25 protein-coding genes are annotated in these 21,282 nt (G+C 33.8%); 1 reads left to right on the forward strand and 24 read right to left on the reverse strand.

Translation table 11 applies throughout. The features are described 5' to 3' along the window. Positions 1-492: 492 nt before the first annotated feature. Positions 493-912: a single-stranded DNA-binding protein gene (locus CD032_RS03080; RefSeq protein WP_019468308.1), complete on the reverse strand. Its 420-nt coding sequence runs from the start codon at positions 910-912 to the stop codon at positions 493-495. A 189-nt stretch (positions 913-1,101) separates the two neighbouring features. On the opposite strand from CD032_RS03080, the gene CD032_RS03085 reads away from it, so the two are divergent. Further along, positions 1,102-1,542, forward strand: a complete 441-nt coding sequence (locus tag CD032_RS03085) for a YwpF-like family protein (protein WP_019468307.1) — start codon at positions 1,102-1,104, stop codon at positions 1,540-1,542. 51 nt (positions 1,543-1,593) lie between these two features. Here CD032_RS03085 and fabZ read toward each other — a convergent pair whose 3' ends face one another. The 23 genes from fabZ to rho all read right to left on the reverse strand — a co-directional run bounded on the left by fabZ (position 1,594) and on the right by rho (position 20,752). Next, positions 1,594-2,031: a 3-hydroxyacyl-ACP dehydratase FabZ gene (fabZ, locus tag CD032_RS03090; protein WP_019468306.1), complete on the reverse strand. Its 438-nt coding sequence runs from the start codon at positions 2,029-2,031 to the stop codon at positions 1,594-1,596. 58 nt (positions 2,032-2,089) lie between these two features. Further along, positions 2,090-3,355 carry a UDP-N-acetylglucosamine 1-carboxyvinyltransferase gene (gene murA, locus CD032_RS03095; protein WP_019468305.1) on the reverse strand — a complete coding sequence of 422 codons (1,266 nt, stop codon included), beginning with the start codon at positions 3,353-3,355 and terminating at the stop codon, positions 2,090-2,092. Between the two features lie 101 nt (positions 3,356-3,456). Then, positions 3,457-3,690, reverse strand: a complete 234-nt coding sequence (locus tag CD032_RS03100; protein ID WP_019468304.1) for a DUF1146 family protein — start codon at positions 3,688-3,690, stop codon at positions 3,457-3,459. Between the two features lie 416 nt (positions 3,691-4,106). Next, entirely contained in the window at positions 4,107-4,511 is a 405-nt protein-coding gene (locus CD032_RS03105) for a F0F1 ATP synthase subunit epsilon (protein WP_019468303.1), read from the reverse strand. Positions 4,512-4,529: 18 nt separating this feature from the next. Further along, positions 4,530-5,942, reverse strand: a complete 1,413-nt coding sequence (gene atpD / locus CD032_RS03110) for a F0F1 ATP synthase subunit beta (RefSeq protein ID WP_019468302.1) — start codon at positions 5,940-5,942, stop codon at positions 4,530-4,532. Between the two features lie 21 nt (positions 5,943-5,963). Further along, the gene (atpG, locus tag CD032_RS03115; RefSeq protein WP_019468301.1) at positions 5,964-6,830 is read right to left on the reverse strand and encodes an ATP synthase F1 subunit gamma; all 867 of its coding nucleotides are present in this window, start codon (positions 6,828-6,830) and stop codon (positions 5,964-5,966) included. 30 nt (positions 6,831-6,860) lie between these two features. Next, positions 6,861-8,375 (reverse strand): F0F1 ATP synthase subunit alpha, encoded by a 1,515-nt coding sequence (gene atpA / locus CD032_RS03120; protein ID WP_019468300.1) that lies wholly within the window; start codon positions 8,373-8,375, stop codon positions 6,861-6,863. Positions 8,376-8,395: 20 nt separating this feature from the next. Beyond that, on the reverse strand, positions 8,396-8,935 hold the full coding sequence (locus tag CD032_RS03125) for a F0F1 ATP synthase subunit delta (protein ID WP_019468299.1): 540 nt from the start codon (positions 8,933-8,935) through the stop codon (positions 8,396-8,398). Then, a complete protein-coding gene (locus CD032_RS03130; protein WP_026034759.1) occupies positions 8,935-9,462 on the reverse strand; it encodes a F0F1 ATP synthase subunit B in 528 nt (175 codons plus the stop codon). The genes CD032_RS03125 and CD032_RS03130 overlap by 1 nt, the downstream gene beginning before the upstream one ends. Positions 9,463-9,559: 97 nt before the next feature. Beyond that, positions 9,560-9,766, reverse strand: coding sequence for a F0F1 ATP synthase subunit C (atpE, locus tag CD032_RS03135; RefSeq protein ID WP_002482721.1), 207 nt, complete (start codon positions 9,764-9,766; stop codon positions 9,560-9,562). A 38-nt stretch (positions 9,767-9,804) separates the two neighbouring features. Next, complete coding sequence (gene atpB, locus CD032_RS03140; protein ID WP_019468297.1) at positions 9,805-10,527, reverse strand: F0F1 ATP synthase subunit A; 723 nt, start codon at positions 10,525-10,527, stop codon at positions 9,805-9,807. A 27-nt stretch (positions 10,528-10,554) separates the two neighbouring features. Beyond that, complete coding sequence (locus CD032_RS03145; protein WP_046467681.1) at positions 10,555-10,905, reverse strand: ATP synthase subunit I; 351 nt, start codon at positions 10,903-10,905, stop codon at positions 10,555-10,557. 154 nt (positions 10,906-11,059) lie between these two features. Further along, positions 11,060-12,190, reverse strand: coding sequence for a non-hydrolyzing UDP-N-acetylglucosamine 2-epimerase (gene wecB, locus CD032_RS03150; RefSeq protein WP_019468296.1), 1,131 nt, complete (start codon positions 12,188-12,190; stop codon positions 11,060-11,062). 22 nt (positions 12,191-12,212) lie between these two features. After that, positions 12,213-12,842 (reverse strand): uracil phosphoribosyltransferase, encoded by a 630-nt coding sequence (gene upp / locus CD032_RS03155; protein WP_019468295.1) that lies wholly within the window; start codon positions 12,840-12,842, stop codon positions 12,213-12,215. A gap of 16 nt (positions 12,843-12,858) precedes the next feature. Continuing rightward, positions 12,859-14,097, reverse strand: a complete 1,239-nt coding sequence (gene glyA, locus CD032_RS03160) for a serine hydroxymethyltransferase (protein WP_103211163.1) — start codon at positions 14,095-14,097, stop codon at positions 12,859-12,861. A gap of 21 nt (positions 14,098-14,118) precedes the next feature. Then, positions 14,119-14,643, reverse strand: a complete 525-nt coding sequence (locus CD032_RS03165; protein WP_019468293.1) for a TIGR01440 family protein — start codon at positions 14,641-14,643, stop codon at positions 14,119-14,121. A gap of 143 nt (positions 14,644-14,786) precedes the next feature. After that, the gene (locus tag CD032_RS03170) at positions 14,787-15,209 is read right to left on the reverse strand and encodes a low molecular weight protein arginine phosphatase (RefSeq protein ID WP_019468292.1); all 423 of its coding nucleotides are present in this window, start codon (positions 15,207-15,209) and stop codon (positions 14,787-14,789) included. Continuing rightward, positions 15,206-16,249, reverse strand: coding sequence for an L-threonylcarbamoyladenylate synthase (locus CD032_RS03175; protein ID WP_071562295.1), 1,044 nt, complete (start codon positions 16,247-16,249; stop codon positions 15,206-15,208). The genes CD032_RS03170 and CD032_RS03175 overlap by 4 nt, the downstream gene beginning before the upstream one ends. A gap of 95 nt (positions 16,250-16,344) precedes the next feature. Beyond that, positions 16,345-17,184, reverse strand: a complete 840-nt coding sequence (prmC, locus tag CD032_RS03180) for a peptide chain release factor N(5)-glutamine methyltransferase (protein WP_019468290.1) — start codon at positions 17,182-17,184, stop codon at positions 16,345-16,347. Then, positions 17,168-18,244 (reverse strand): peptide chain release factor 1, encoded by a 1,077-nt coding sequence (prfA, locus tag CD032_RS03185; protein ID WP_019468289.1) that lies wholly within the window; start codon positions 18,242-18,244, stop codon positions 17,168-17,170. Before prfA ends, prmC begins: the two co-directional genes overlap by 17 nt. Next, a complete protein-coding gene (locus CD032_RS03190) occupies positions 18,244-18,843 on the reverse strand; it encodes a thymidine kinase (RefSeq protein ID WP_019468288.1) in 600 nt (199 codons plus the stop codon). The genes prfA and CD032_RS03190 overlap by 1 nt, the downstream gene beginning before the upstream one ends. 202 nt (positions 18,844-19,045) lie before the next feature. Next, positions 19,046-19,303: a type B 50S ribosomal protein L31 gene (locus CD032_RS03195; protein ID WP_019468287.1), complete on the reverse strand. Its 258-nt coding sequence runs from the start codon at positions 19,301-19,303 to the stop codon at positions 19,046-19,048. 132 nt (positions 19,304-19,435) lie between these two features. Next, complete coding sequence (gene rho, locus CD032_RS03200; protein ID WP_019468286.1) at positions 19,436-20,752, reverse strand: transcription termination factor Rho; 1,317 nt, start codon at positions 20,750-20,752, stop codon at positions 19,436-19,438. Positions 20,753-21,282 lie beyond the last annotated feature (530 nt).

Below are 21,282 nucleotides of genomic sequence, written 5' to 3' on the forward strand. Positions count from 1 at the left end.
TACACCTAATCCTACTGCTAATGTTGAAGCTAATACTGTTTTTTTCATTTTTAAAAATTCCTCCTATAAGGTAAATAATTTTTTCGTTATGATTAATTTGCAATTACAACTATAACATCTTAAAAACAATAGCAGGTTACAGTCAAATAAAAAAGTACACCTTTTCTTTACACGGGGATTACATTTTCAAAATAGTATCAATGCATTACTTTTCACTTCAGAAACTGCTATGAAAGTTTATATTAGTAATAATAAAAATTATGTTGTGTAATAATATTGTAATTTATCTGATTATTCTGTATTATATCAGCATGAATTTCAGCTTTTTTAATAATGGATATGTGTTCTATATAGTATGTATATTAGCTATTCCTATTGAATCATTTTTGAGTTAATAGGAATAGCCTGATAGAAGTATAATTAAATAGTAGGATTAAATGTATATTAGATTTGATGGGTTAAATTAACGGGGAGTTGGGAATGCCTGAAACTTTATACAATTTCATAAATATCGTTTTCCTCTAAATGAAAATTATTAATAAGTTCTTGATTTGAGGCTATTGGAAGTGGATCAAAAAGTGCTTCATCTTCATTTTTAGACCGTGGGGACATAAATTTAATAGTTTCAATAAAAATTTCTGATACAAAATGCATCTGTCCTTCTTTTTCAAATTTTCTCGATTGCATTTGTCCAGTTATACCAACTAATGAGCCTTGATTGATATATTTTTCGACATTATTAGCAATTTTTCCGAATGCCTTACAGAATAAATAATCACAAATAGTTTTTTGATTTTTATCTTTATAGTTTCTTGTAACAGCTACGCAAAATGTAGCTAGTTTATTTCCCTCCTTCTCATAAATTTTAGGGTCCTTTGTTAGTCTCCCTACAATGACAATACTGTTAATCATATGTCACCTCCTTTATAAGCTAATCATAAAAAATTCATATGATTTCGTCAAAACACATTTTTCAAAATTTAAAATAATAATCGATTACTTATTTCTACTTTTTTCACCTTTCACATAGAAAATTACGTTATAATAATAATATAAATGCATTTTTTGTAGAGTTTAAATTAATTAAATGGATGTGAGACGATGAAAACATTTAAAGCCGTTCGATTTCAAATCGTATCAGAGAATGGTGGCGTGACTGAGTACGAATTAGAAGATGGTGTCATCATCAATAAGGAAAATAGTGGCACTGGCTGGTTGCTTGAAATCGTCATTTCAGATTATCACTATGAAACTATGAAAGCATATATGGAAAACGAGACATTATTAGATATACGTGTTGTTATCACTAGACCTGCGAACGATCCAGCTTTGTTTGATGCAACGATTAAACATATCATCCAACTAGAAGATACAATTTCTGTTGTTTGTGAATGTCATATTTACACATTGAGACAAGTTTACGCTGAAAGTTTATTAGAACAATTAATAGATGAAGGTTTAACTGGCGACGACTTGAAGAAGTCATTTAATAGATTGATGCAATCTAAACCAAGACTTAAAGATGAAAAAATTGATAAATAAAAAATAGTGTCACAGTCTGTTGAAAACAGTCTGTGACACTATTTTTATATACTATTTATCTTGCAAAGCAAATGTTAACTCACAACTACATGCTAATTGTCCATCAACTGTTGCTTTAGCACTACCCTTACCTATAGGGCCTCTGAGTTTCGTTATTTCAACTTCTAAACGCAAAGTATCTCCAGGGGTTACTTGTTTTTTAAAACGACATTTATCGATACCAGCAAATAGTGCAAGTTTACCTTTATTTGCTTCGCTATTTAACATAGCAACTGCACCTGTTTGGGCTAAAGCTTCAGTAATTAATACACCAGGCATTACAGCATATTCTGGAAAATGACCTTGAAAGAATGGTTCATTACCTGAAACTTGCTTAATTGCCACACATCGTTGACCTTCTTCGTATTCTACAACGCGATCAATTAATAAAAATGGTTGCCTATGTGGAATAATCTCTTTTATTTGGTTGTAGTCAAAAATTGTTTCCATAATTTGCTTCCTCCAACTATACTTCTATCTATTTCCGATTTATTAATATATTATAACATTAATTTTGTGTTCTTTTGATATCAGCACCTAATGCTTTTAATTTTCCATGTAAATCAACATATCCTCTGTCTAAGTGCTTTAATTCAGTAACATATGTTGTACCTTCAGCAACTAAGCCCGCTAAAATCAGTGCAGCTGCAGCACGCAAATCTGTTGCTTTAACTTGAGCACCTTGAAGTTCACTTTTACCTTCAATTTTTGCACTTCTACCTTCTACAGTAATTTTAGCATTCATTCTTTTAAATTCACCGACATGCATAAATCTATTTTCAAACACTGTTTCAGTTACTACTTTGTGTCCATTAGCAGTTAATAATAACGCCATCATTTGTGATTGCATATCTGTAGGAAATCCAGGGTGTGGAAGCGTTTTGATATCTACTGGTTTCAATTCGTTTTCGACACTTACACGAATTGCATCATCAAGATATTCTAGATTAACTCCCATTTCTTCTAGTTTATATACTAAGCTCGTCATATGTTCTTTGATTGCACCATTTACTAATACATTTCCTCTTGTAATTGCACCGGCAATTAATAATGTACCCGCTTCTATTCTATCAGGTATAATTGAATGCTCAACGCCATATAAAGCTTCAACACCTTCAATCGTGATTGTGTCAGTACCGGCTCCTAATACATTTCCGCCCATTTCATTAATATAATTAGCCAAATCAACGATTTCTGGTTCTCTTGCAACGTTTTCTAAAACAGTTTTGCCATCAGCTAAAGAAGCTGCCATTATAATATTTTGAGTCGCACCTACGCTAGGAAAATCTAAGTGAATCGTTGTACCTTTCAATCCATTAGTAGTGTTTGCGTATATAAAACCGCCATCCATATGGATTTCTGCACCTAGCTCTTCAAAACCTTTAATATGCTGTTCAATCGGTCTAGAACCGATAGCACAACCACCTGGTAAAGCCACTTTGGCATGACCTAATCGTGCTAATAATGGCCCCATAACAAGAATACTTGCTCTCATTTTACTTACATATTCATATGGTGCTTCTTCATTTAATTGTTTCGTTGCATCTACTGTAACTTCTTCTTGCTCTTTATTATAAGAAACATCAGCATTTAATGTTGATATTACATTATTAATTGTTTCTACGTCACTAAGTGCTGGTACATTTTTTAACTTGCTCACGCCTTTTGATGCTAATAGTGATGCTGTCAATACTGGTAATACTGCATTTTTTGCACCTGAAACTTTCACTTCACCAGTTAATTTTTTACCACCATTAATTTCTATCTTATCCATCTTAAGTCCTCCACTTAACTACTTATAAATTGCCTTTAATTTTCAATCAAACTTACTATTAAATTATATCGATAATCATGCGTAATATACAATTATTTGAATTATTGTGCCAAATATTTTATTTGTGTAGAAAATTGTAACAAATCTACAATAAAATTACTGACTGACGTTCCGATTAGTATTGCTAAAAATATCATACAAATTTGAACTTGTACTGGAAAACCTTTTTTAAAAAATTGTTCCAATCTCACTGCATTCAATGCCCAATAAGCAATACAAATACAAAGGACATGTAAAATGAGATGTACAATTGAAAACTGTCCCAAATATTCCATAAGTTATTCTCCTTGCTAAACACTATTTATATATTTTACACGAAACACTATGCAAAAGATACTTAATAATGAGATAACTGACATTTAAATAATAAAGCGTCAATTTATTATTATTTTCCCATTATATATGACATATATGCATAACAATTAAAATTAAATATTTTTATTTGTTTTAGTCATTTATCAATTATTATCTTCCTTTATAAATGATTATGAAAAATCATATGTAAAAGTAAGTTTTCATAAAAATTATTTTAATATAGTAAATACATGCTATTACTTAAATCAATATATCACTGATAATCTTAGGCTAAAATTTTGATTCTAACATGTCTTAATCAGAAAATAGAAAAAGTCGACAAAGTATAAAACTTTGTCGACTTTTTTGATAAACGTAATAGAATATCTTATATTCATTATTGTAATTGAGCGACACGAAGACGGTTATTAGCACGATCTAATGCGCGTTTGGCTCTATTTATGTCACTGCTATCTTCTTCATTGTTTAAATGAGATTCTGCTCTTGATTTTGCTAACTCTGCTCTAGCGACATCAATTTCATTCGCAGGCTCTGCAGTTTGAACAATGATTGATAATTTATCTTGTCTTACTTCAACAAAACCTTCACTCACTGCAATATATTCTGAACCACCGTCAAAATTAATTTTGGCATAGCCAATTTCAAGTGCTGCAACTGTTGGAATATGTCCATACATGACTCCGATTTCTCCAGCAGTAGTTTGTAATACTGCAAGAGTGACATCTTCTCGGTCGTAAACAGAACCATTAGGAGTGACAATATTTAGGCTTAATGTATTCATTATCCATACCTCCTAATTTTAAACTTCAACACCCATATCTTTAGCTTTTTCAATTACTTCATCCATACTTCCAACCAGACGGAATGCGTCTTCTGGAATATGATCGTAATCACCATTTAATATTGCTTTGAAGCCTTCTACTGTTTTTTGAACAGAAACATAAGATCCTTTTTGACCAGTAAATTGTTCAGCAACGTGGAAGTTTTGTGATAAGAAGAACTGAATACGACGCGCGCGTTCTACAGTTTGTTTGTCTTCTTCAGAAAGTTCATCCATACCTAAAATAGCAATAATATCTTGTAATTCTCTATATTTTTGTAAAGTAGATTGTACTTCACGTGCTACTTCATAATGTTCTTGGCCAACAATTGATGGGTCAAGCGCTCTAGAAGTAGATGCTAATGGATCAACTGCAGGATAAATACCCATTTCAGTTAATTTACGCTCTAAGTTTGTAGTTGAATCTAAGTGCGCAAATACTGCGGCTGGTGCTGGGTCAGTATAATCATCGGCTGGTACGAATACCGCTTGAATTGATGTTACTGAACCTTTAGTTGTAGAAGTAATACGTTCTTGTAATTGTCCCATTTCAGTTGCTAACGTTGGTTGGTAACCAACAGCTGAAGGCATACGACCTAATAACGCAGAAACTTCTGAACCAGCTTGAGTAAATCTAAAGATGTTATCTATGAATAATAGAACATCTTGTCCTTGTTCATCCCGGAAATATTCAGCCATTGTTAAACCAGAAAGTGCTACTCGCATACGCGCACCAGGTGGTTCGTTCATTTGTCCAAATACCATAGCTGTCTTTTTAATAACACCACTATCACTCATTTCAAAGTATAGGTCATTACCTTCACGCGTACGCTCACCTACACCAGCAAATACGGATATACCACCATGCTCTTGAGCGATATTATTGATTAATTCTTGAATTAATACAGTTTTACCAACACCGGCACCACCGAATAATCCAACTTTACCACCTTTGATATATGGTGCTAATAAATCAATGACTTTGATACCTGTTTCTAAAATTTCAACTTTAGTAGATAACTGATCAAATGCAGGTGCTTCTCTATGAATTGGGTCACGACGCACTGAGTCATCTATGTCTTCATCTAAATCTATCGTATCACCTAATACATTAAATACTCTACCTAATGTTTCATTACCAACTGGTACGCTGATACTATTTCCGCTATCTCTAACTTCTGTACCACGTTTAACACCATCAGTTGAATCCATTGCGATTGTTCGTACTACGTCATCACCAAGTTGTAATGCAACTTCTAACGTTAATTCAACAGTACCTTCTTCTCTTTCTATATCGAGAACTAAGGCATTATTAATTTCTGGAACTTCATTGTGCTCAAAGCGAACATCAATTACTGGACCCATAACTTGTGTTACACGGCCTAATCCCATGCTATTTTCCTCCTTTAATCATTATTCAAGTGCAACTGCGCCACCAACAATTTCAGTAATTTGTTGAGTGATTGCTGCTTGTCTCGCTCTGTTATATTCGATAGATAAATCATCAATGATATCTGTCGCATTATCAGATGCATTTTTCATAGCCGTCATACGTGTAGCATGTTCACTTGCTTTTGCATCTAAAATCGTTCCATATATTAAACTTTCAACATATTGAGGTAAAATAACACTTAATATTGCTTCTTTGTCTGGTTCAAATTCATATGAAGACATTTGACCATGTCCTAAGCTTGAATCTTCCGGAGACAATGGAAGCACAGTTTTCATCGAAGGTGTGTTTTCTAAAACACTTACGAAGTGACTGTAATAAATTTTTACCTCATCCACAATCTCGTCGTTATACAAATCTATCGCTTTTTTAGCAATTGCTTGTATCTCTTTAAATGAAGGTTGATCAGGAACTTCTGTTAAAGAATCATGAATCTCGTATCCTTTATTTTTAAGAAAATCAACACCTGTTTGACCTAAAACTAAGATAGAATATTCATCACTACTACTATGTTTGCGTTCAATATCTTTCATCAGATGTTTCAATACATTTGCATTATATGCACCTGCAAGGCCTTGGTCACTAGTAATTACGATATAACCACTTTTTTTCACTTCTCGCTGTTGTAACATTGGATGATGTGAATTTCTATCCGCACCAGCAACAGCTGTAATTGCATCTTGCATTTTAGCCATATATGGTCTGAATTGATTCGTGTTTTTTTCAGCACGACGCAATTTTGAACTAGAAACCATGTTCATTGCTTTCGTAATCTGTTTCATCTTTTTTGTTGATTTTATTCGTGTATCGATTTCTTTAAGAGATGCCATTATCTCACCACCTTTTATCTACATTAACTATTATGCTTCTTCTGATTTGCTAAAACTCTTCTTGAATTCAGTGATTGCTGATTCAAATGATTCATCGTTAGGTAAAGCACCCGTCGTTTTGATTTCATTTAATAAATCAGATGCATTCGATTTAGCCCATTGATTCAACTCGTCTTCAAAACGCGTAATATCAACTACTGGGATATCATCTAAATGTCCTTTTGTTAAAGCATAAATAATTAAAACTTGATTTTCTACAGGTAGTGGTTTGTTTTTATCTTGTTTTAATATTTCAACTGTACGTTTACCACGTTCTAATTTTTTAGCAGTAAATTCATCTAAATCAGACCCAAATTGCGCGAATGATTCTAATTCACGATATGAAGCTAAATCTAGACGTAAAGTTCCGGCAACTTTTTTCATAGCCTTAATTTGTGCAGAACCACCAACACGTGATACTGATTGTCCTGCATTAATCGCTGGTCTAACACCGGAGAAGAATAAGTCAGATTGCAAGAATATTTGTCCATCTGTAATAGAAATTACATTTGTAGGTACATAAGCAGCAATATCGCCTGCTTGTGTCTCAATAATAGGTAGCGCTGTGATTGAACCGCCACCTAAATCATCATTTAATTTAGCTGCTCTCTCTAATAATCTACTATGTAAGTAGAATACGTCACCAGGATAAGCTTCACGACCTGGAGGTCTACGTAATAATAGTGATAACTCACGATAAGCTGCAGCTTGTTTTGTTAAATCATCATAAACGATTAAAACATCTTTACCAGCAAACATGAATTCTTCAGCCATTGCTACACCAGAATATGGCGAGATATAAAGCATAGGTGCTGGATCTGCTGCTGAAGCTGAAACAACAATTGTATAGTCTAATGCACCTTCTTGACGTAATTTTTCAACATTTGCTCGAACTGTTGAATCTTTTTGTCCGATAGCAACGTATATACAAATTGTATCTTGATCTCTTTGGTTCAAAATTGTATCAATGGCAACCGTTGTTTTACCTGTTTGACGGTCACCGATAATTAATTCACGCTGCCCACGACCAATTGGTACAAGTGCGTCAATTGCTTTGATACCTGTTTGTAATGGTTCATCTACAGATTTACGATCCATTACACCAGTTGCCTTCTTCTCTACAGGACGTGTTTTTGTTGTATTGACTGGTCCTTGACCATCAATTGCTTGTCCTAATGGGTTAACGACACGACCAAGTAACTCCTCACCAACTGGAACCTCCATGATACGTCCAGTTCGTTTTACTTCGTCTCCCTCTTTTATATCCGTGTATGGGCCTAAAATTACTACACCGACATTGGATTCTTCTAAGTTTTGTGCTAAACCTAGAACGCCGTTATTAAATTCAATAAGCTCACCAGCCATAACGTCATTTAATCCGTGGATTAAAGCGATACCATCACCAATTTGCAGAACTGTACCTACATCAGTAACAGCCATTTCTGACTCATAATTTTCTATTTGTGAGCGAAGTAATGCACTGATTTCTTCAGCTTTAATGGCCATCTATGTCACTCCTTCGATTTTTATTTCACTCTAATAAATTGCTTTTCAAGTTTGGCAAGATCATTTTTAATACTTGCATCCATCACTTTCGTACCGACTTTAACTCGGATACCACCGATAAGATCGGGATTAATTTCATTTGTTATCATTAGTTTTGAAAGTTTTGTACGTGATTTTATAATTGAATCAATACTTGCGATTTCATCTTCAGATAGTTTATAAACAGATTCAATAACTGCAAAGTCTTGATTATGATATTCATTGTATAAGGTTTCAAAAGCTAAAAATATTTCATGTGTATATGTAAGGTGACGATTACTTGCAAGCACCATAAACATATTCTGTAAATATTGATTTGCGTGTCCAAAAATAATAGCAACAAAACGTTGACGTTGTGCTACATCTTTTTGTGGATCTGTGTCTAGTTCTTTTAATTTCACAACTTCAGGTTGTACTGCTTCGTCAATTGTTGAAAATTCTTCATACATTTGATCGAGTAACGCTTTTTCTTTAGCAGTATCAAATAACGCTTTTGCATATTTTTTTGCTACATTAGCCATTATTTATCGCCTGCCTCTTTAATGTACTTTTCAACTAATTCTTTTTGATCTTTTTCTGAAATTTCTTTTTGAAGTACTTTTGAAGCAATTAGTACTGAAAGTTCAGAAACCTGATTGTTAATATCCGCAAGTGCGCGTTCTTTTTCACTGTTAATTTCATTTTGTGCTGTTTCAATCATGCCATTAGCTCTAATGTTGGCTTCATGAATGATTTCTTCGTGCTGTTTACGGGCTTGTATTTTAGACTCTTCTAAAATTTTATGAACCTCTTCTTGTGTTTCTTTTAGTGTTTGTTTGTTTTGTGCTTCTAGTTTTTGAGCATTTAATTTAGCTTGTTCAGCATCATCGATATCTTTATTAATATCGCGTTCACGTTTGTCCATCACTTCTTTAAGTGGGCCCCAAGCAAACTTTTTCAAAAGTAAAAGTAATATGGCAAATGTAGCAATCGTAACAATGATTGTCCCCCATTGTACACCGCCGCCACTAGCCGCACCTAGAACGAACATATTAGTCGTAGCAGTCACTTTCATAGACACTCCTTTCATCCAGTATAATCATAAGGTATTTTGATAAAAACGAACGGCGAGAGCCCAGAAGACTTCGCCATAAAGACTAGTTTACTTATAGTGACATGAAAGCGATAACGACACCTATAATTGGTAGCGCCTCAACTAAACCGATACCGATGAACATAATACCCATTAATTGACCACGTGCTTCTGGTTGACGAGCGACACCTTCTACTGTTCTTGAAACGATAAGACCATTACCAATACCTGCACCAAGTGCTGATAAGCCGATTGCGATTGCTGCTGCGATTAAATTCATTTAAAAATCCTCCTAATTTGTTCTTTTTATTTTTTAATTTAATGACTCTTTTGTACTTTGTGTGACATATATACCATCGAAAGCATTACAAATATATATGCCTGAATCGTACCGATAAAAATTGAGAACCCTTGCCATACGATTAGGCCAGGTAATCCAATTAGCCAACCCCATGCTGGGAAGTCGAATACTAAACCTGCTAATAATCCTAGCAATAATTCACCTGCAAAAATATTTCCGTAAAGTCGTAATCCTAGCGTCAATGTTGAAGTAAATTCTTCAAACACATTGATAGGCAATAGGAATATTGGCTTTGTATAATTTTGAAAATATCCTTTAGTTCCAACCATTTTAACTCCATAATAATGTGTTAATAGTATTATCAGAGTTGATAATGTTAGTGTCACAGTTGGATCGGCTGTGGGAGATTTCCACCACAGGGTGTGTCCCGAAATTAATTGGAACGGTAATCCGAGCATATTACTAACAAATATGAAAAAGATTAATGTAACGGCTAAGAAATGGAACTGACCGCCTTTTGACCAAGCCATGTTACTTTCAATAATCCCTCTTACGAAATCAAAAACCCACTCGATAAAGTTTTGTTTGCCTGTTGGACGCTTCTTGAGGTTACGTGTACAAATAATAGCTATTACAAAAACAATAAACGCCGTAATCAACATCATCATAATCGATGATAGATTAAACACGATGTCTAGACCGAACACATTCCAACTGACTAGAGGGTCTTTATGATCCATGCTTTCTCACCTCTTTCATTATAAATTTTATTTCTTGTGTAAAAATGGTTTGAAAACAATTAAAACATAAGAAATCATTAAACCAACAACTACTCCAAAAATGTTTATATAGTCCTTATAAAAATACCATATCGTACAAGCTAATATCACTATCAAATATCGCCAAATGTTGCCCGTTGAAATATGTATGTTATCCTTTTCTTTTGCTTTCGCCAAATAATATTCAAAAGTAAAAGTATTGATTAGCGATCCGATCATACCAATTATAAGACCTAATATAAATGCAGAGTATGTGAAAATAAACACAATTACAAGTACAATAATACAATATAAATAGTATTGTATGTACTGACTAAAAATGATGTTGAAACGTTTCATTACAGTGCCTCGCTTCACCTTATCTTTCACATATGAAAACCATTCCAATCATACAATTTTAATAATAATATAGGATACTTTACGTGTCAATTCTATTCAAATTGTAATTCAATTTTTTTCAAGAATGTCACAAAAATGACACATAAATACATAATTATTTGAAAGAAGAAGGTTTTTTTTCAATTAAACCAAAGAAATATTTAATATTTTGACAAATTCTATATGATGCATTGCCATCTCCATATGGATTTTTAGCTGTGCTCATTGTCTCATATAAATTTTTGTTGTCTAATAGTTCTTTTGTTGCTGTAAAAATGTTTTTTGCATTTGTACCTACAATTTTTAATGTACCCGCTGCCACACCTTCTGGTCTCTCTGTCACATCCCTTAATACGAGTACTGGTTTGCCTAATGAAGGCGCTTCTTCTTGTACTCCACCAGAATCAGTTAAAATTAAGTAAGACTGGTGTGCAAAATTATGAAAATCAACAACCTCTAATGGTTCGACAAGTTCGATTCTTGTATGGTTTGACAAATAATAATCTGCAATTTCTCGTACTTTAGGGTTTTTATGTATTGGATATACGACAACAACATCCTCGTATGCTTCGACAATATCACGTACTGCCTTGAAAATATGTGTCATAGGTTCTCCAATATTTTCTCGTCTATGCGCAGTTAAGAGAATAATACGTTTATTTTTATGCTTAGCTATGATTTCTGATTCATAACCATTATGAATTGTCGTTTTCATAGCATCAATCGCAGTATTGCCTGTCACTACGATTGTGTCTTCTGGTTTGTTTTCAGCGATCAAATTGTTTGCAGCATTATTGGTAGGAGCAAAGTTTAAATCAGACATTACTCCTACCATTTGTCTATTCATTTCTTCAGGAAATGGAGCGTATTTATTCCAAGTTCGTAAACCAGCTTCGACATGTCCGATTGGGACTTGATTATATAATGCTGCTAAGCTTCCAGCGAATGTACTCATAGTATCTCCGTGAACAAGTATCATATCTGGTTGCGCTTCTTTTATCACATCCTCTAATCGAATGAGTATGCGAGAAGTTATATCAGACAATGATTGACTCTGTTTCATAATATTCAAATCATAATCAGGTGTTATGTCAAAGCTTTTCAAGACAGAATCTAACATTTCTCTGTGTTGTGCAGTCACTACAACGATTGGTTGTAATTCAGAATCTTTCTCCAACTCTAAAACGAGTGGTGCCATCTTTATCGCTTCAGGACGTGTCCCAAAAACAGTCATAACTTTTTTCATACTACTCCACTCCTGGGTTAAACTATTTTGTACCGAATAAACGGTCACCAGCGTCACCTAAACCAGGTGTAATATAAGCATGGTCATCTAATTTCTCATCTAATGCTGCGATATATATATCAACATCTTCATGTGCTTCTTGTAATTTTTCTACACCTTCTGGAGCCGCAATCAGACACATAAATCTGATGTGTTTAGCACCGCGTTTTTTAAGTGAATTAATCGCTTCAATTGCAGAAGCACCAGTCGCTAGCATTGGATCAACTACTACAATTTCTCTTTCTTCAATGTCTTGTGGTAGTTTTACAAAATATTCAACCGCTTCTAATGTTTCGGGATCTCTGTATAGTCCAACATGACCTATTCTTGCTGCCGGCACTAAATTTAAGATACCTTGTGTCATACCAAGTCCCGCTCTTAAAATGGGAATAAATGCTAGTTTTTTACCTGTTAGTCTTTTAGCAATCATCTTAGTGACTGGTGTTTCAATTTCTACATCTTGTAACTCTAGATTTCTAGTTACTTCGTATGCCATTAACATACCAACTTCATCTACGAGTTCTCTAAATTCTTTTGTACCTGTATGTACATCTCTAATGTAACTTAATTTGTGTTGAATAAGTGGGTGATCAAAAACATGTACGTTGCCCATAATTACTTCCTCCAATTTAATTATATAAAGGATGTTTCGTAGTTAATGCTTTAACTCTTTCTTGTCCTTCTTTTAATGTTGTTTCATTTTCAGGGTCTTTTAACACTAGGCTAATAATTTTGGCTACTTCTTCAAATGCTGCTTCATCAAAACCACGTGTTGTAGCTGCTGGCGTACCAAGTCTTAAGCCACTTGTTACAAAAGGTTTTTCTTGATCAAATGGAATTGTATTTTTATTACAAGTAATACCTATTGAGTCCAAAGCTTCTTCTGCTACTTTACCAGTAATATTGACTGATCCTTTTACATCTACGCATACTAAATGATTATCAGTACCGCCAGATACTACTCTAAACCCTTCTTTATTTAATGTATCCGCTAAAGCTCTTGCATTTTTTATAACTTGTTGTTGATATGTTTTGAAATCATCTTGAAGCGCTTCACCAAACGCTACAGCTTTAGCAGCAATAACATGTTCTAAAGGGCCACCTTGAATGCCTGGGAAGATTGTTTTATCAATTTGCTTTTTGTATTCCTCTTTACACAAAATCATACCACCACGAGGACCGCGTAATGTTTTATGTGTTGTCGTAGTTACAAAATCAGCGTATTCTACTGGACTTGGGTGTAGACCCGCAGCTACTAATCCGGCGATATGCGCCATATCTACCATCAATTTAGCACCAACTTCATCAGCAATTTCTCTAAAACGTTTGAAGTCTATTGTTTTTGAGTATGCAGATGCACCAGCAACAATTAATTTAGGTTGATGCGCTTTTGCTACTTTTAAAACTTCGTCATAGTCTATTTGTTCACTCTCTTTGTCGACACCATATTCGACAAAGTTATAAAATTGACCACTAAAGTTTACTGGTGCACCATGAGTTAAGTGTCCACCATGACTTAAATTCATACCTAATACAGTATCTCCGTGTTCTAATGCAACGAGATAAACAGCCATATTTGCTTGTGAACCAGAATGTGGTTGAACATTAACATGTTCTGCACCAAACAATTGCTTTGCTCTTTCAATAGCTAATGTTTCAGATACATCTACGTATTCACAACCACCGTAGTATCTTCTGTTCGGATAACCTTCAGCATACTTGTTAGTTAATACGGAACCTTGAGCTTCCATAACTGCTTCCGACACAAAGTTTTCTGATGCGATTAACTCTATATTGTTATTTTGACGGTTGAACTCGTTTTGAATCACTTCATAAATTTCTTTATCTTGATCTTTAATAAATGACATTAGTAAACCCTCGTTTCTGTATTAGTTATATTTTGCTCTTTCGCCACCAATTTTCTTAGGTCTTGAAGAAGCGATTGTAACAATTGCTTCGCCAATTTGCTTCACACTTGTACGCTCGGGTATTGCTACATGCTTAATATGCATACCGATTAAAGTTTGGCCAATATCTATCCCTTTTGGAACGTTAATTGTTTCAACGACTATAGGGTCAGCCATATGTTGATATGCATATGTAGCTAAACTACCTCCAGCATGGACATCTGGTACAACGGTTACTTCTTCCATCGTTAAGGGATCGAAATTTGCTTTTTCAATAGTGATTGCTCTATTGATATGTTCGCAGCCTTGAAATACAAAAGAAACGCCTGTTTCCGTTTCAATCTCTTTTAATGCTTCAAATATGTCTTTTGCTACTTCCATAGATCCAACACTACCTATGCGTTCGCCAATCACTTCTGAAGTAGAACAACCTATAATGCAAAGCTCGTCGTCTTTAAAGAAAGATTTAGTTTTTAGTTCATCTAATAACGCTTTTAAATCCTCCATGTTCAGCACCCCTTATTTATTTTGATAAAAAGTAAGCCAAAATACATAAGTCCATTCAGACAAATTTAATTGCTAGCACATTTGCTACACGTTATTATTATAACGTATTTAATGAGTTACTCATACTAATTTCACATATTTATTTACTCTAATATTTTATTTTTTAATTTTTCAATCAATGAATTTAATTCATTATAAATTTCAAGATAATCTGATTTAGTTCCTCCAAATGGGTCAGCTACGTCTTCACCATGCAATACATACTCACTTAAAGTAAATATATGTGTGCCTCTACCATACATTTGTTTAATTACTTCTTTATGGCTTGTTGACATTGTCAAAATAAGGTCTGCATTCATATCAATTTCAGTGAAGTTTTGAGCATTTTCTGGTAATGGTAATTGTTTTTCTTTTACGATAGCGCGTGTGTATTCTGATGTAGGTGTACCATCTATTGCAAACAAACCACGTGATGCAACTTCAATATCTGGCATTTTAGCTTTTGCAATACTTTCTGCCATCGGACTTCTGCAAGTATTTCCAGTACATACAAAAACGATTTTCATAAAGTTTCTCCTTTTACAATGGTATAATTTGCCGCCTTTTGCATACGATTCATGATAGCAACTGCATCATCACGATTTTCAAATCCAAATATATAAGCCTCTTTAATATTTTCATTTTGGTCTATGTCGTGCAATATTTGATACAAATTATGATTTGCACCTTTAATATCTCTTTCATTTTCACACAATGGAATAAAAGTTGCATTTTCAGGAATATATTTAAGCTTATCTTTTGGAAATATAAAAGCGACATTACGCCAATCTTTACTAGAGGATAGTTGTTGATGAACCGCGTATACAATTGTTATTGGGGTATCTGGTGCATAATGTTTATATTTCATTCCTGGGGCTATGGGATTTTCTTGATTCAAGTTCTCTTTTGTTGAAATAGATCCAGGCAACACATTTTCAATCATAGATTTGGTAATAGACCCTGGACGAGCTATCCTAAATGGGTATTGTGTACAATCTAAAACTGTACTTTCTAAACCTTCTTCACTTTGGTCACCATTGACAATACCATCAATTCTTTGATTTAAATCACGATATACGTGTTCAAAATTAGTTGGAGAAGGTCTACCACTTAAATTAGCACTGGGCGCAGCAATCGGTATATCTACAAATTCTAATATTTTCCTTCCAATAGGATGACTCGGCATCCTAACTGCTATGGATGAAAGTCCACCACTTACACTTTCACATAAATAACCTTTTTTCAGTGGTAAAATAAATGAAATTGGCCCAGGCCAAAATTGATTCATTAGCATCCTAACTTCTTGTGTAATATGCTCTGTGAATGCATCTAATTGTTTAACATGATGTATATGAACGATTAGAGGATTATCTGAAGGTCTACCTTTTGCTGCATAAATATTTTTTATAGTCTGTTCGTTTCTTGCATCACCACCTAAACCATATACAGTTTCAGTTGGTATTGCGATGAGTCCACTAGCTTCAAAAACATTTTTTATTTCATTATAAGTATCTATATTAACGTCATCTGTCAGATGATTTCTCAGATCCCATATTTTTGTTTCCATCTATACACGCCCTTTCATCTTAATTTCAATTTTAAAACAAAATAAGAAGTTATGCACCTTCATGACTTATCATGTTCAGCACACAACTTCTTAAATTACCATTTGAAAGAAATAATTCTATCATTATTGTTAATATCTTTTATTATTTGAACACAAACAGCAGGATATTTTTCTTCAATTTTTTTCTTTAAAGTAAGGCCTTGTTTATAACCAATTTCAAACACAACTATTGCATTGGGTAACAATACATCTGGTAATTGTTCTAAAATCTTATCATAAACCTGAAAGCCATTATTTTCAGCAAATAAAGCACTGGTAGGTTCATATCGCAATACTGTGTCTTCCATTAAAGTTTTTTCGCTATCAGCTATATATGGTGGATTTGAAATTAAGCCATTCACTTTAATATTTTTCTCTATTAAAGGATTTAAGGCGTCGCCTTGTAAAAATGTAATGTCTACATCATGATACTGAGCATTATCTTTGGCCACCGATAAAGCTGCATCATATAAATCTGTAGCTAAAACGTCCAAATATTGATTCATTTTTTTTAGTAAAATAGGTATGTTGCCACTACCTGTACCTATATCTACAACTTTATCCCCAGACTTCACCAAATTATAAAAATGTAGTAATACTTCTTCTGTTTCAGGTCTCGGAATTAAACAGTGTTCATTCACTTTAAATATTTCACCATAAAAAGATTGTGTGCCTACAATATACTGAATAGGTTCACCTTGTAACATCCTTGCTTCTGCACTATCAAACAACACGTTGTGTGCTTCTGTCATAATTTCGTCAGCGTGCAACAAATAATCTGTTTTTTGCCATTGAAATAAATCAAGCATTAACCATTCAGCTCTTGTTGCTTCAATATTTTTTGCTTCACATTTGCTTTGCGCAATCTTCAATCTTTCTCTATAATTCACCGTCATTCAGTTCTTTCAATTTATCTGTTTGTTCAGCTAAAGTTAGTGCATCAATAATCTCATCTAACTTGCCTTCCATAACTTGTTCTAATTTTTGCAATGTCAATCCAATACGATGATCCGTTACACGACTTTGTGGGTAATTGTATGTTCTAATTCTCTCTGAACGATCACCTGAACCGACAGCTGATTTACGTTGTGCTGCATACTTTTGTTGTTCTTCTTGTAATTTCATATCAAACAAACGTGCCTTTAACACTTTCATTGCTTTTTCACGGTTTTGAATTTGAGATTTTTCTGATGAAGTAGCAATGACACCCGTTGGCAAGTGTGTGATTCGAACGGCAGAATCTGTAGTATTTACGTGTTGTCCACCTGCACCACTAGAACGATAGGTATCTATTTTAATATCTTCATTACGAATTTCTATCTCAACATCTTCAACTTCTGGTAATACGGCAACTGTAGCTGTAGATGTGTGAATACGCCCACCTGACTCTGTTGCTGGTACACGTTGTACACGATGTGCGCCATTTTCGTATTTCAATTTACTATAAGCACCTGTGCCTGAAACAGAGAAACTAATCTCTTTGTAACCACCATGGTCACTTTCAGTAGCTTCGACTATATCTGTCTTATAACTATGTGCTTCAGCGTATCTAGAATACATTCTAAATAAATCCCCAGCAAATATTGCAGCCTCATCCCCACCAGCTGCTGCACGAATTTCAACAATTACATCTTTTTCATCATTGGGATCTTTTGGAATTAACAAGAATTTTAATTCTTCTTCTAATTCTGGAATTTTTTGGCTCAATTCTTGTTTTTCATCTTTGAGCATTTCAACTTCTTCTTCATCTTTTGTTTCCTGTAACATTTCATCTATTTCAGTTACATCTTCTTTAACTTGTTTATATTCGCGATACACTTCAACTGTTTTTTGCAAATCAGCCTGTTCTTTTGAATATTTTCGTAAATTATCTGGATTATTTACGACTTCAGGATCACTTAACATTTCGTTTAATTGTTCGTATCTTTCTTCTACAATGTCTAATTGATCAAACACTACATTTCCTCCTTCTCATGATTACTTGGTGCAACGATATGATGTGCCCTACATCTAGGTTCATAGCTTTCGTTTGCGCCGACGAGAATCACAGGGTCATCAATTTTTGCTGGATTGCCATCAATTAACCGTTGTGTACGGCTGGATGACGAACCACATACTGCACAAACAGCTTGTAGTTTAGTCACTTCTTCACTTACTGCTAATAAATGAGGTATCGGTTCAAATGGTTCACCTCTGAAATCCATATCTAAACCTGCAGTAATCACTCTATGTCCTTTTTCAGCTAATTCTTCTACAATATGAACAATGTTGTTTTCAAAAAATTGAACTTCATCGATTGCTATAATATCAAATTTTGATAAATCGTGTTTATAAATCTCAGCTGCTGTTGAGATATTAATTGCCTCAATTGCATTGCCATTATGCGAAACAATCTTATCTTTATGATAGCGGTCATCTATTGCTGGTTTAAATACAACCACCTTTTGTTTAGCATATAGTCCACGTCTTAAGCGACGAATTAATTCTTCAGATTTACCACTAAACATGCTTCCAGTTATACATTCTATCCAGCCGGAATGATAAGTTTCATTCATTATGCGTTCCACCCTTTTTCAAAACATAATCGGTTTATTATATCATATTTTCTATCTTAAAATATCAATTTCTCTTAAGTTATTTGTAATTTTATATGTAATTAATGTACTAAAACATTTGTACTCTTCTGTTTACACCTATCCATCATCCATGTTAAATAAAAAAGCATTCTCATAAAATGAGAATGCCTTATTACAACAATTATTCGTTGCTTGATTTGAATCCGAATTTCTTGTTGAAACGTTCCACACGACCATCCGCAGCAGCGAATTTTTGACGTCCTGTGTAAAATGGATGTGAATCAGAAGAAATATCTAAACGAATAACTGGGTATTCATTTCCATCTTCCCATTCCATCGTTTCTGATGAAGATTTTGTTGAACCACTTAAGAATTTAAAGTCTGTTGTTGTATCTAAAAAGATAACTTTGTGGTATTCAGGATGAATATTTTGTTTCATTTTTTTCAGCTCCTTTGCCCTGAACCATCTGGAACAGAGTTGTTTGTGAGTTTTTTTACCCAATACTTGATAATTATAATTGTTATAAAACTAAAACGCAACCCTAAATCGCATTTTAAATGATAAGCCGCTTTAAATAATTGGCTTTCCAGTTTTAGTACTCTCCTTGGCAGCTTCCTGTAATTGTTCAAAGAATTCTTGATTCGTTTTTGTTCGTTTTAATTTTCTTACAAATCTTTCTGTAAAATCAAGTGAATCTGTAAACATGTTACGTAGTTGCCAAAGTGATTCTAAATCTTTTGGTGGTATTAGCAATTCCTCTTTACGTGTAGAACTCCGACCGATATCAATAGCTGGAAAGACGCGACGTTCAGCTAGCTTGCGATCAAGATGTAATTCCATATTTCCTGTTCCTTTAAATTCTTCATATATCATGTCATCCATACGTGAACCAGTATCAACTAACGCAGTAGCTAATATCGTCATACTACCACCAGCTTCAATATTTCTTGCTGCACCAAAGAACGCCTTAGGTTTGTGTAATGATGCTGGATCTAAACCACCTGAAAGTGTACGTCCACTTGGTGGGATAACCAAGTTATATGCACGTGCAAGTCTTGTAATGGAATCCATTAAAATAATGACATCTTTACCTATTTCTACTAAACGCTTTGCACGTTCTAATAGTAATTCTGCCACTTTGACATGATGCTGCGGAGGTTCATCAAATGTTGAGTGAACAACTTCTGCTGATTCAACAGAACGCTCTATATCAGTAACCTCTTCTGGTCTTTCACCGACAAGTAGCACAAATAATTCTGCATCAGGTTTATTGATTGCGATGGCATTTGCAATTTCTTTCAATAATGATGTTTTCCCAGCTTTAGGTGGGGCAACAATCAAACCACGTTGTCCTAAACCGATTGGAGTAATTAAATCCATAATACGCGTAGAATAATTTTCTTTCGTTGTTTCTAACTTGATGCGTTCTTCTGGGTATAATGGTGTCAATGCTTGGAAATGTGGTCTTTTCTTAACTTCTTCTGCATTCTCATCATTGACAAAATCTACTTGTAGCAAACCATAATACTTTTCATTATCCTTTGGTTTTCTTACTTTACCAGTTACTTTATCACCTCGTTTAATTTCAAAACGACGTATTTGACTAGCAGATATATAAATATCTTTTTCACCTTTTGAATAATTGACAGTTCTTAAGAAGCCGTAACCATCTTGTTGGATATCATCTAAGATGCCTTCCATATAATAGTTTCCATCTTTTTCCATCTGCGCTTCCATAATTGCAAGAACTAACTCTTTTTTATTTAATTTACTATAGTTTGTTAATTTCAGTGATTTTGCTTTTTGAGTGAGATCTTTAGTAGTGTAATTTTTATATAACTCATGGAACGATTCGTACTGAGGTGATGTTCGTACTTTTTCAGGCATTATCTTGCACCCATTTCATAAATAAGTTTTAAATAACATAATGAACTACGCTATTTACCTTTATAACTATAGCAAATATTTTATTTAATTACAAAATGTATTTCAATAATTGAAATTTATAAATACTGCTTTAAAGCTAATTAGTTAATAAAACAGTATGTTAAATTGTAAAACTTTACTTTATAATTCAAATTTACTAAATATAATAAGCGCTAAGATATAAATAGCTTTATTTCAAGCATAATTATCGATGGCTACTAAAAAATATATAAGTCGTAATTTACATATCGCGATTTAATGATATTAGGAATTAAAATTTCACTGAATAAAATAAGTTAAGCTTTAGTATATAGCGATTTTAAAACGTGCTGACACCCGGAGAAATGATATGAATGAGAGACTACAGGCTCGAATCATATCCCCAGGCAAGCATGCACGATTGAAATCGCAAGATTTTAAAAATGACTAATCCATAGGGCTGAACTGCACCCTGTCAAGTAGACAGTGAAAAAAACAAAATGTTTATGGCT

Origin of the sequence: Staphylococcus cohnii subsp. cohnii (genome assembly GCF_002902365.1) — a bacterium.
Classification (GTDB): Bacteria; Bacillota; Bacilli; order Staphylococcales; family Staphylococcaceae; genus Staphylococcus; species Staphylococcus cohnii.

Excerpts from the sequence above, each read along its gene's own strand:
- CD032_RS03080 (WP_019468308.1), bottom strand. The coding sequence starts at position 912 with ATGATTAACAGTATTGTCATTGTAGGGAGACTAACAAAGGACCCTAAA.
- CD032_RS03085 (WP_019468307.1), top strand. The coding sequence starts at position 1,102 with ATGAAAACATTTAAAGCCGTTCGATTTCAAATCGTATCAGAGAATGGT.
- fabZ (WP_019468306.1), bottom strand. The coding sequence starts at position 2,031 with ATGGAAACAATTTTTGACTACAACCAAATAAAAGAGATTATTCCACAT.
- murA (WP_019468305.1), bottom strand. The coding sequence starts at position 3,355 with ATGGATAAGATAGAAATTAATGGTGGTAAAAAATTAACTGGTGAAGTG.
- CD032_RS03100 (WP_019468304.1), bottom strand. The coding sequence starts at position 3,690 with ATGGAATATTTGGGACAGTTTTCAATTGTACATCTCATTTTACATGTC.
- CD032_RS03105 (WP_019468303.1), bottom strand. The coding sequence starts at position 4,511 with ATGAATACATTAAGCCTAAATATTGTCACTCCTAATGGTTCTGTTTAC.
- atpD (WP_019468302.1), bottom strand. The coding sequence starts at position 5,942 with ATGGGATTAGGCCGTGTAACACAAGTTATGGGTCCAGTAATTGATGTT.
- atpG (WP_019468301.1), bottom strand. The coding sequence starts at position 6,830 with ATGGCATCTCTTAAAGAAATCGATACACGAATAAAATCAACAAAAAAG.
- atpA (WP_019468300.1), bottom strand. The coding sequence starts at position 8,375 with ATGGCCATTAAAGCTGAAGAAATCAGTGCATTACTTCGCTCACAAATA.
- CD032_RS03125 (WP_019468299.1), bottom strand. The coding sequence starts at position 8,935 with ATGGCTAATGTAGCAAAAAAATATGCAAAAGCGTTATTTGATACTGCT.
- atpE (WP_002482721.1), bottom strand. The coding sequence starts at position 9,766 with ATGAATTTAATCGCAGCAGCAATCGCAATCGGCTTATCAGCACTTGGT.
- atpB (WP_019468297.1), bottom strand. The coding sequence starts at position 10,527 with ATGGATCATAAAGACCCTCTAGTCAGTTGGAATGTGTTCGGTCTAGAC.
- CD032_RS03145 (WP_046467681.1), bottom strand. The coding sequence starts at position 10,905 with ATGAAACGTTTCAACATCATTTTTAGTCAGTACATACAATACTATTTA.
- wecB (WP_019468296.1), bottom strand. The coding sequence starts at position 12,190 with ATGAAAAAAGTTATGACTGTTTTTGGGACACGTCCTGAAGCGATAAAG.
- upp (WP_019468295.1), bottom strand. The coding sequence starts at position 12,842 with ATGGGCAACGTACATGTTTTTGATCACCCACTTATTCAACACAAATTA.
- glyA (WP_103211163.1), bottom strand. The coding sequence starts at position 14,097 with ATGTCATTTATTAAAGATCAAGATAAAGAAATTTATGAAGTGATTCAA.
- CD032_RS03165 (WP_019468293.1), bottom strand. The coding sequence starts at position 14,643 with ATGGAGGATTTAAAAGCGTTATTAGATGAACTAAAAACTAAATCTTTC.
- CD032_RS03170 (WP_019468292.1), bottom strand. The coding sequence starts at position 15,209 with ATGAAAATCGTTTTTGTATGTACTGGAAATACTTGCAGAAGTCCGATG.
- CD032_RS03175 (WP_071562295.1), bottom strand. The coding sequence starts at position 16,249 with ATGGAAACAAAAATATGGGATCTGAGAAATCATCTGACAGATGACGTT.
- prmC (WP_019468290.1), bottom strand. The coding sequence starts at position 17,184 with ATGACGGTGAATTATAGAGAAAGATTGAAGATTGCGCAAAGCAAATGT.
- CD032_RS03190 (WP_019468288.1), bottom strand. The coding sequence starts at position 18,843 with ATGAATGAAACTTATCATTCCGGCTGGATAGAATGTATAACTGGAAGC.
- CD032_RS03195 (WP_019468287.1), bottom strand. The coding sequence starts at position 19,303 with ATGAAACAAAATATTCATCCTGAATACCACAAAGTTATCTTTTTAGAT.
- rho (WP_019468286.1), bottom strand. The coding sequence starts at position 20,752 with ATGCCTGAAAAAGTACGAACATCACCTCAGTACGAATCGTTCCATGAG.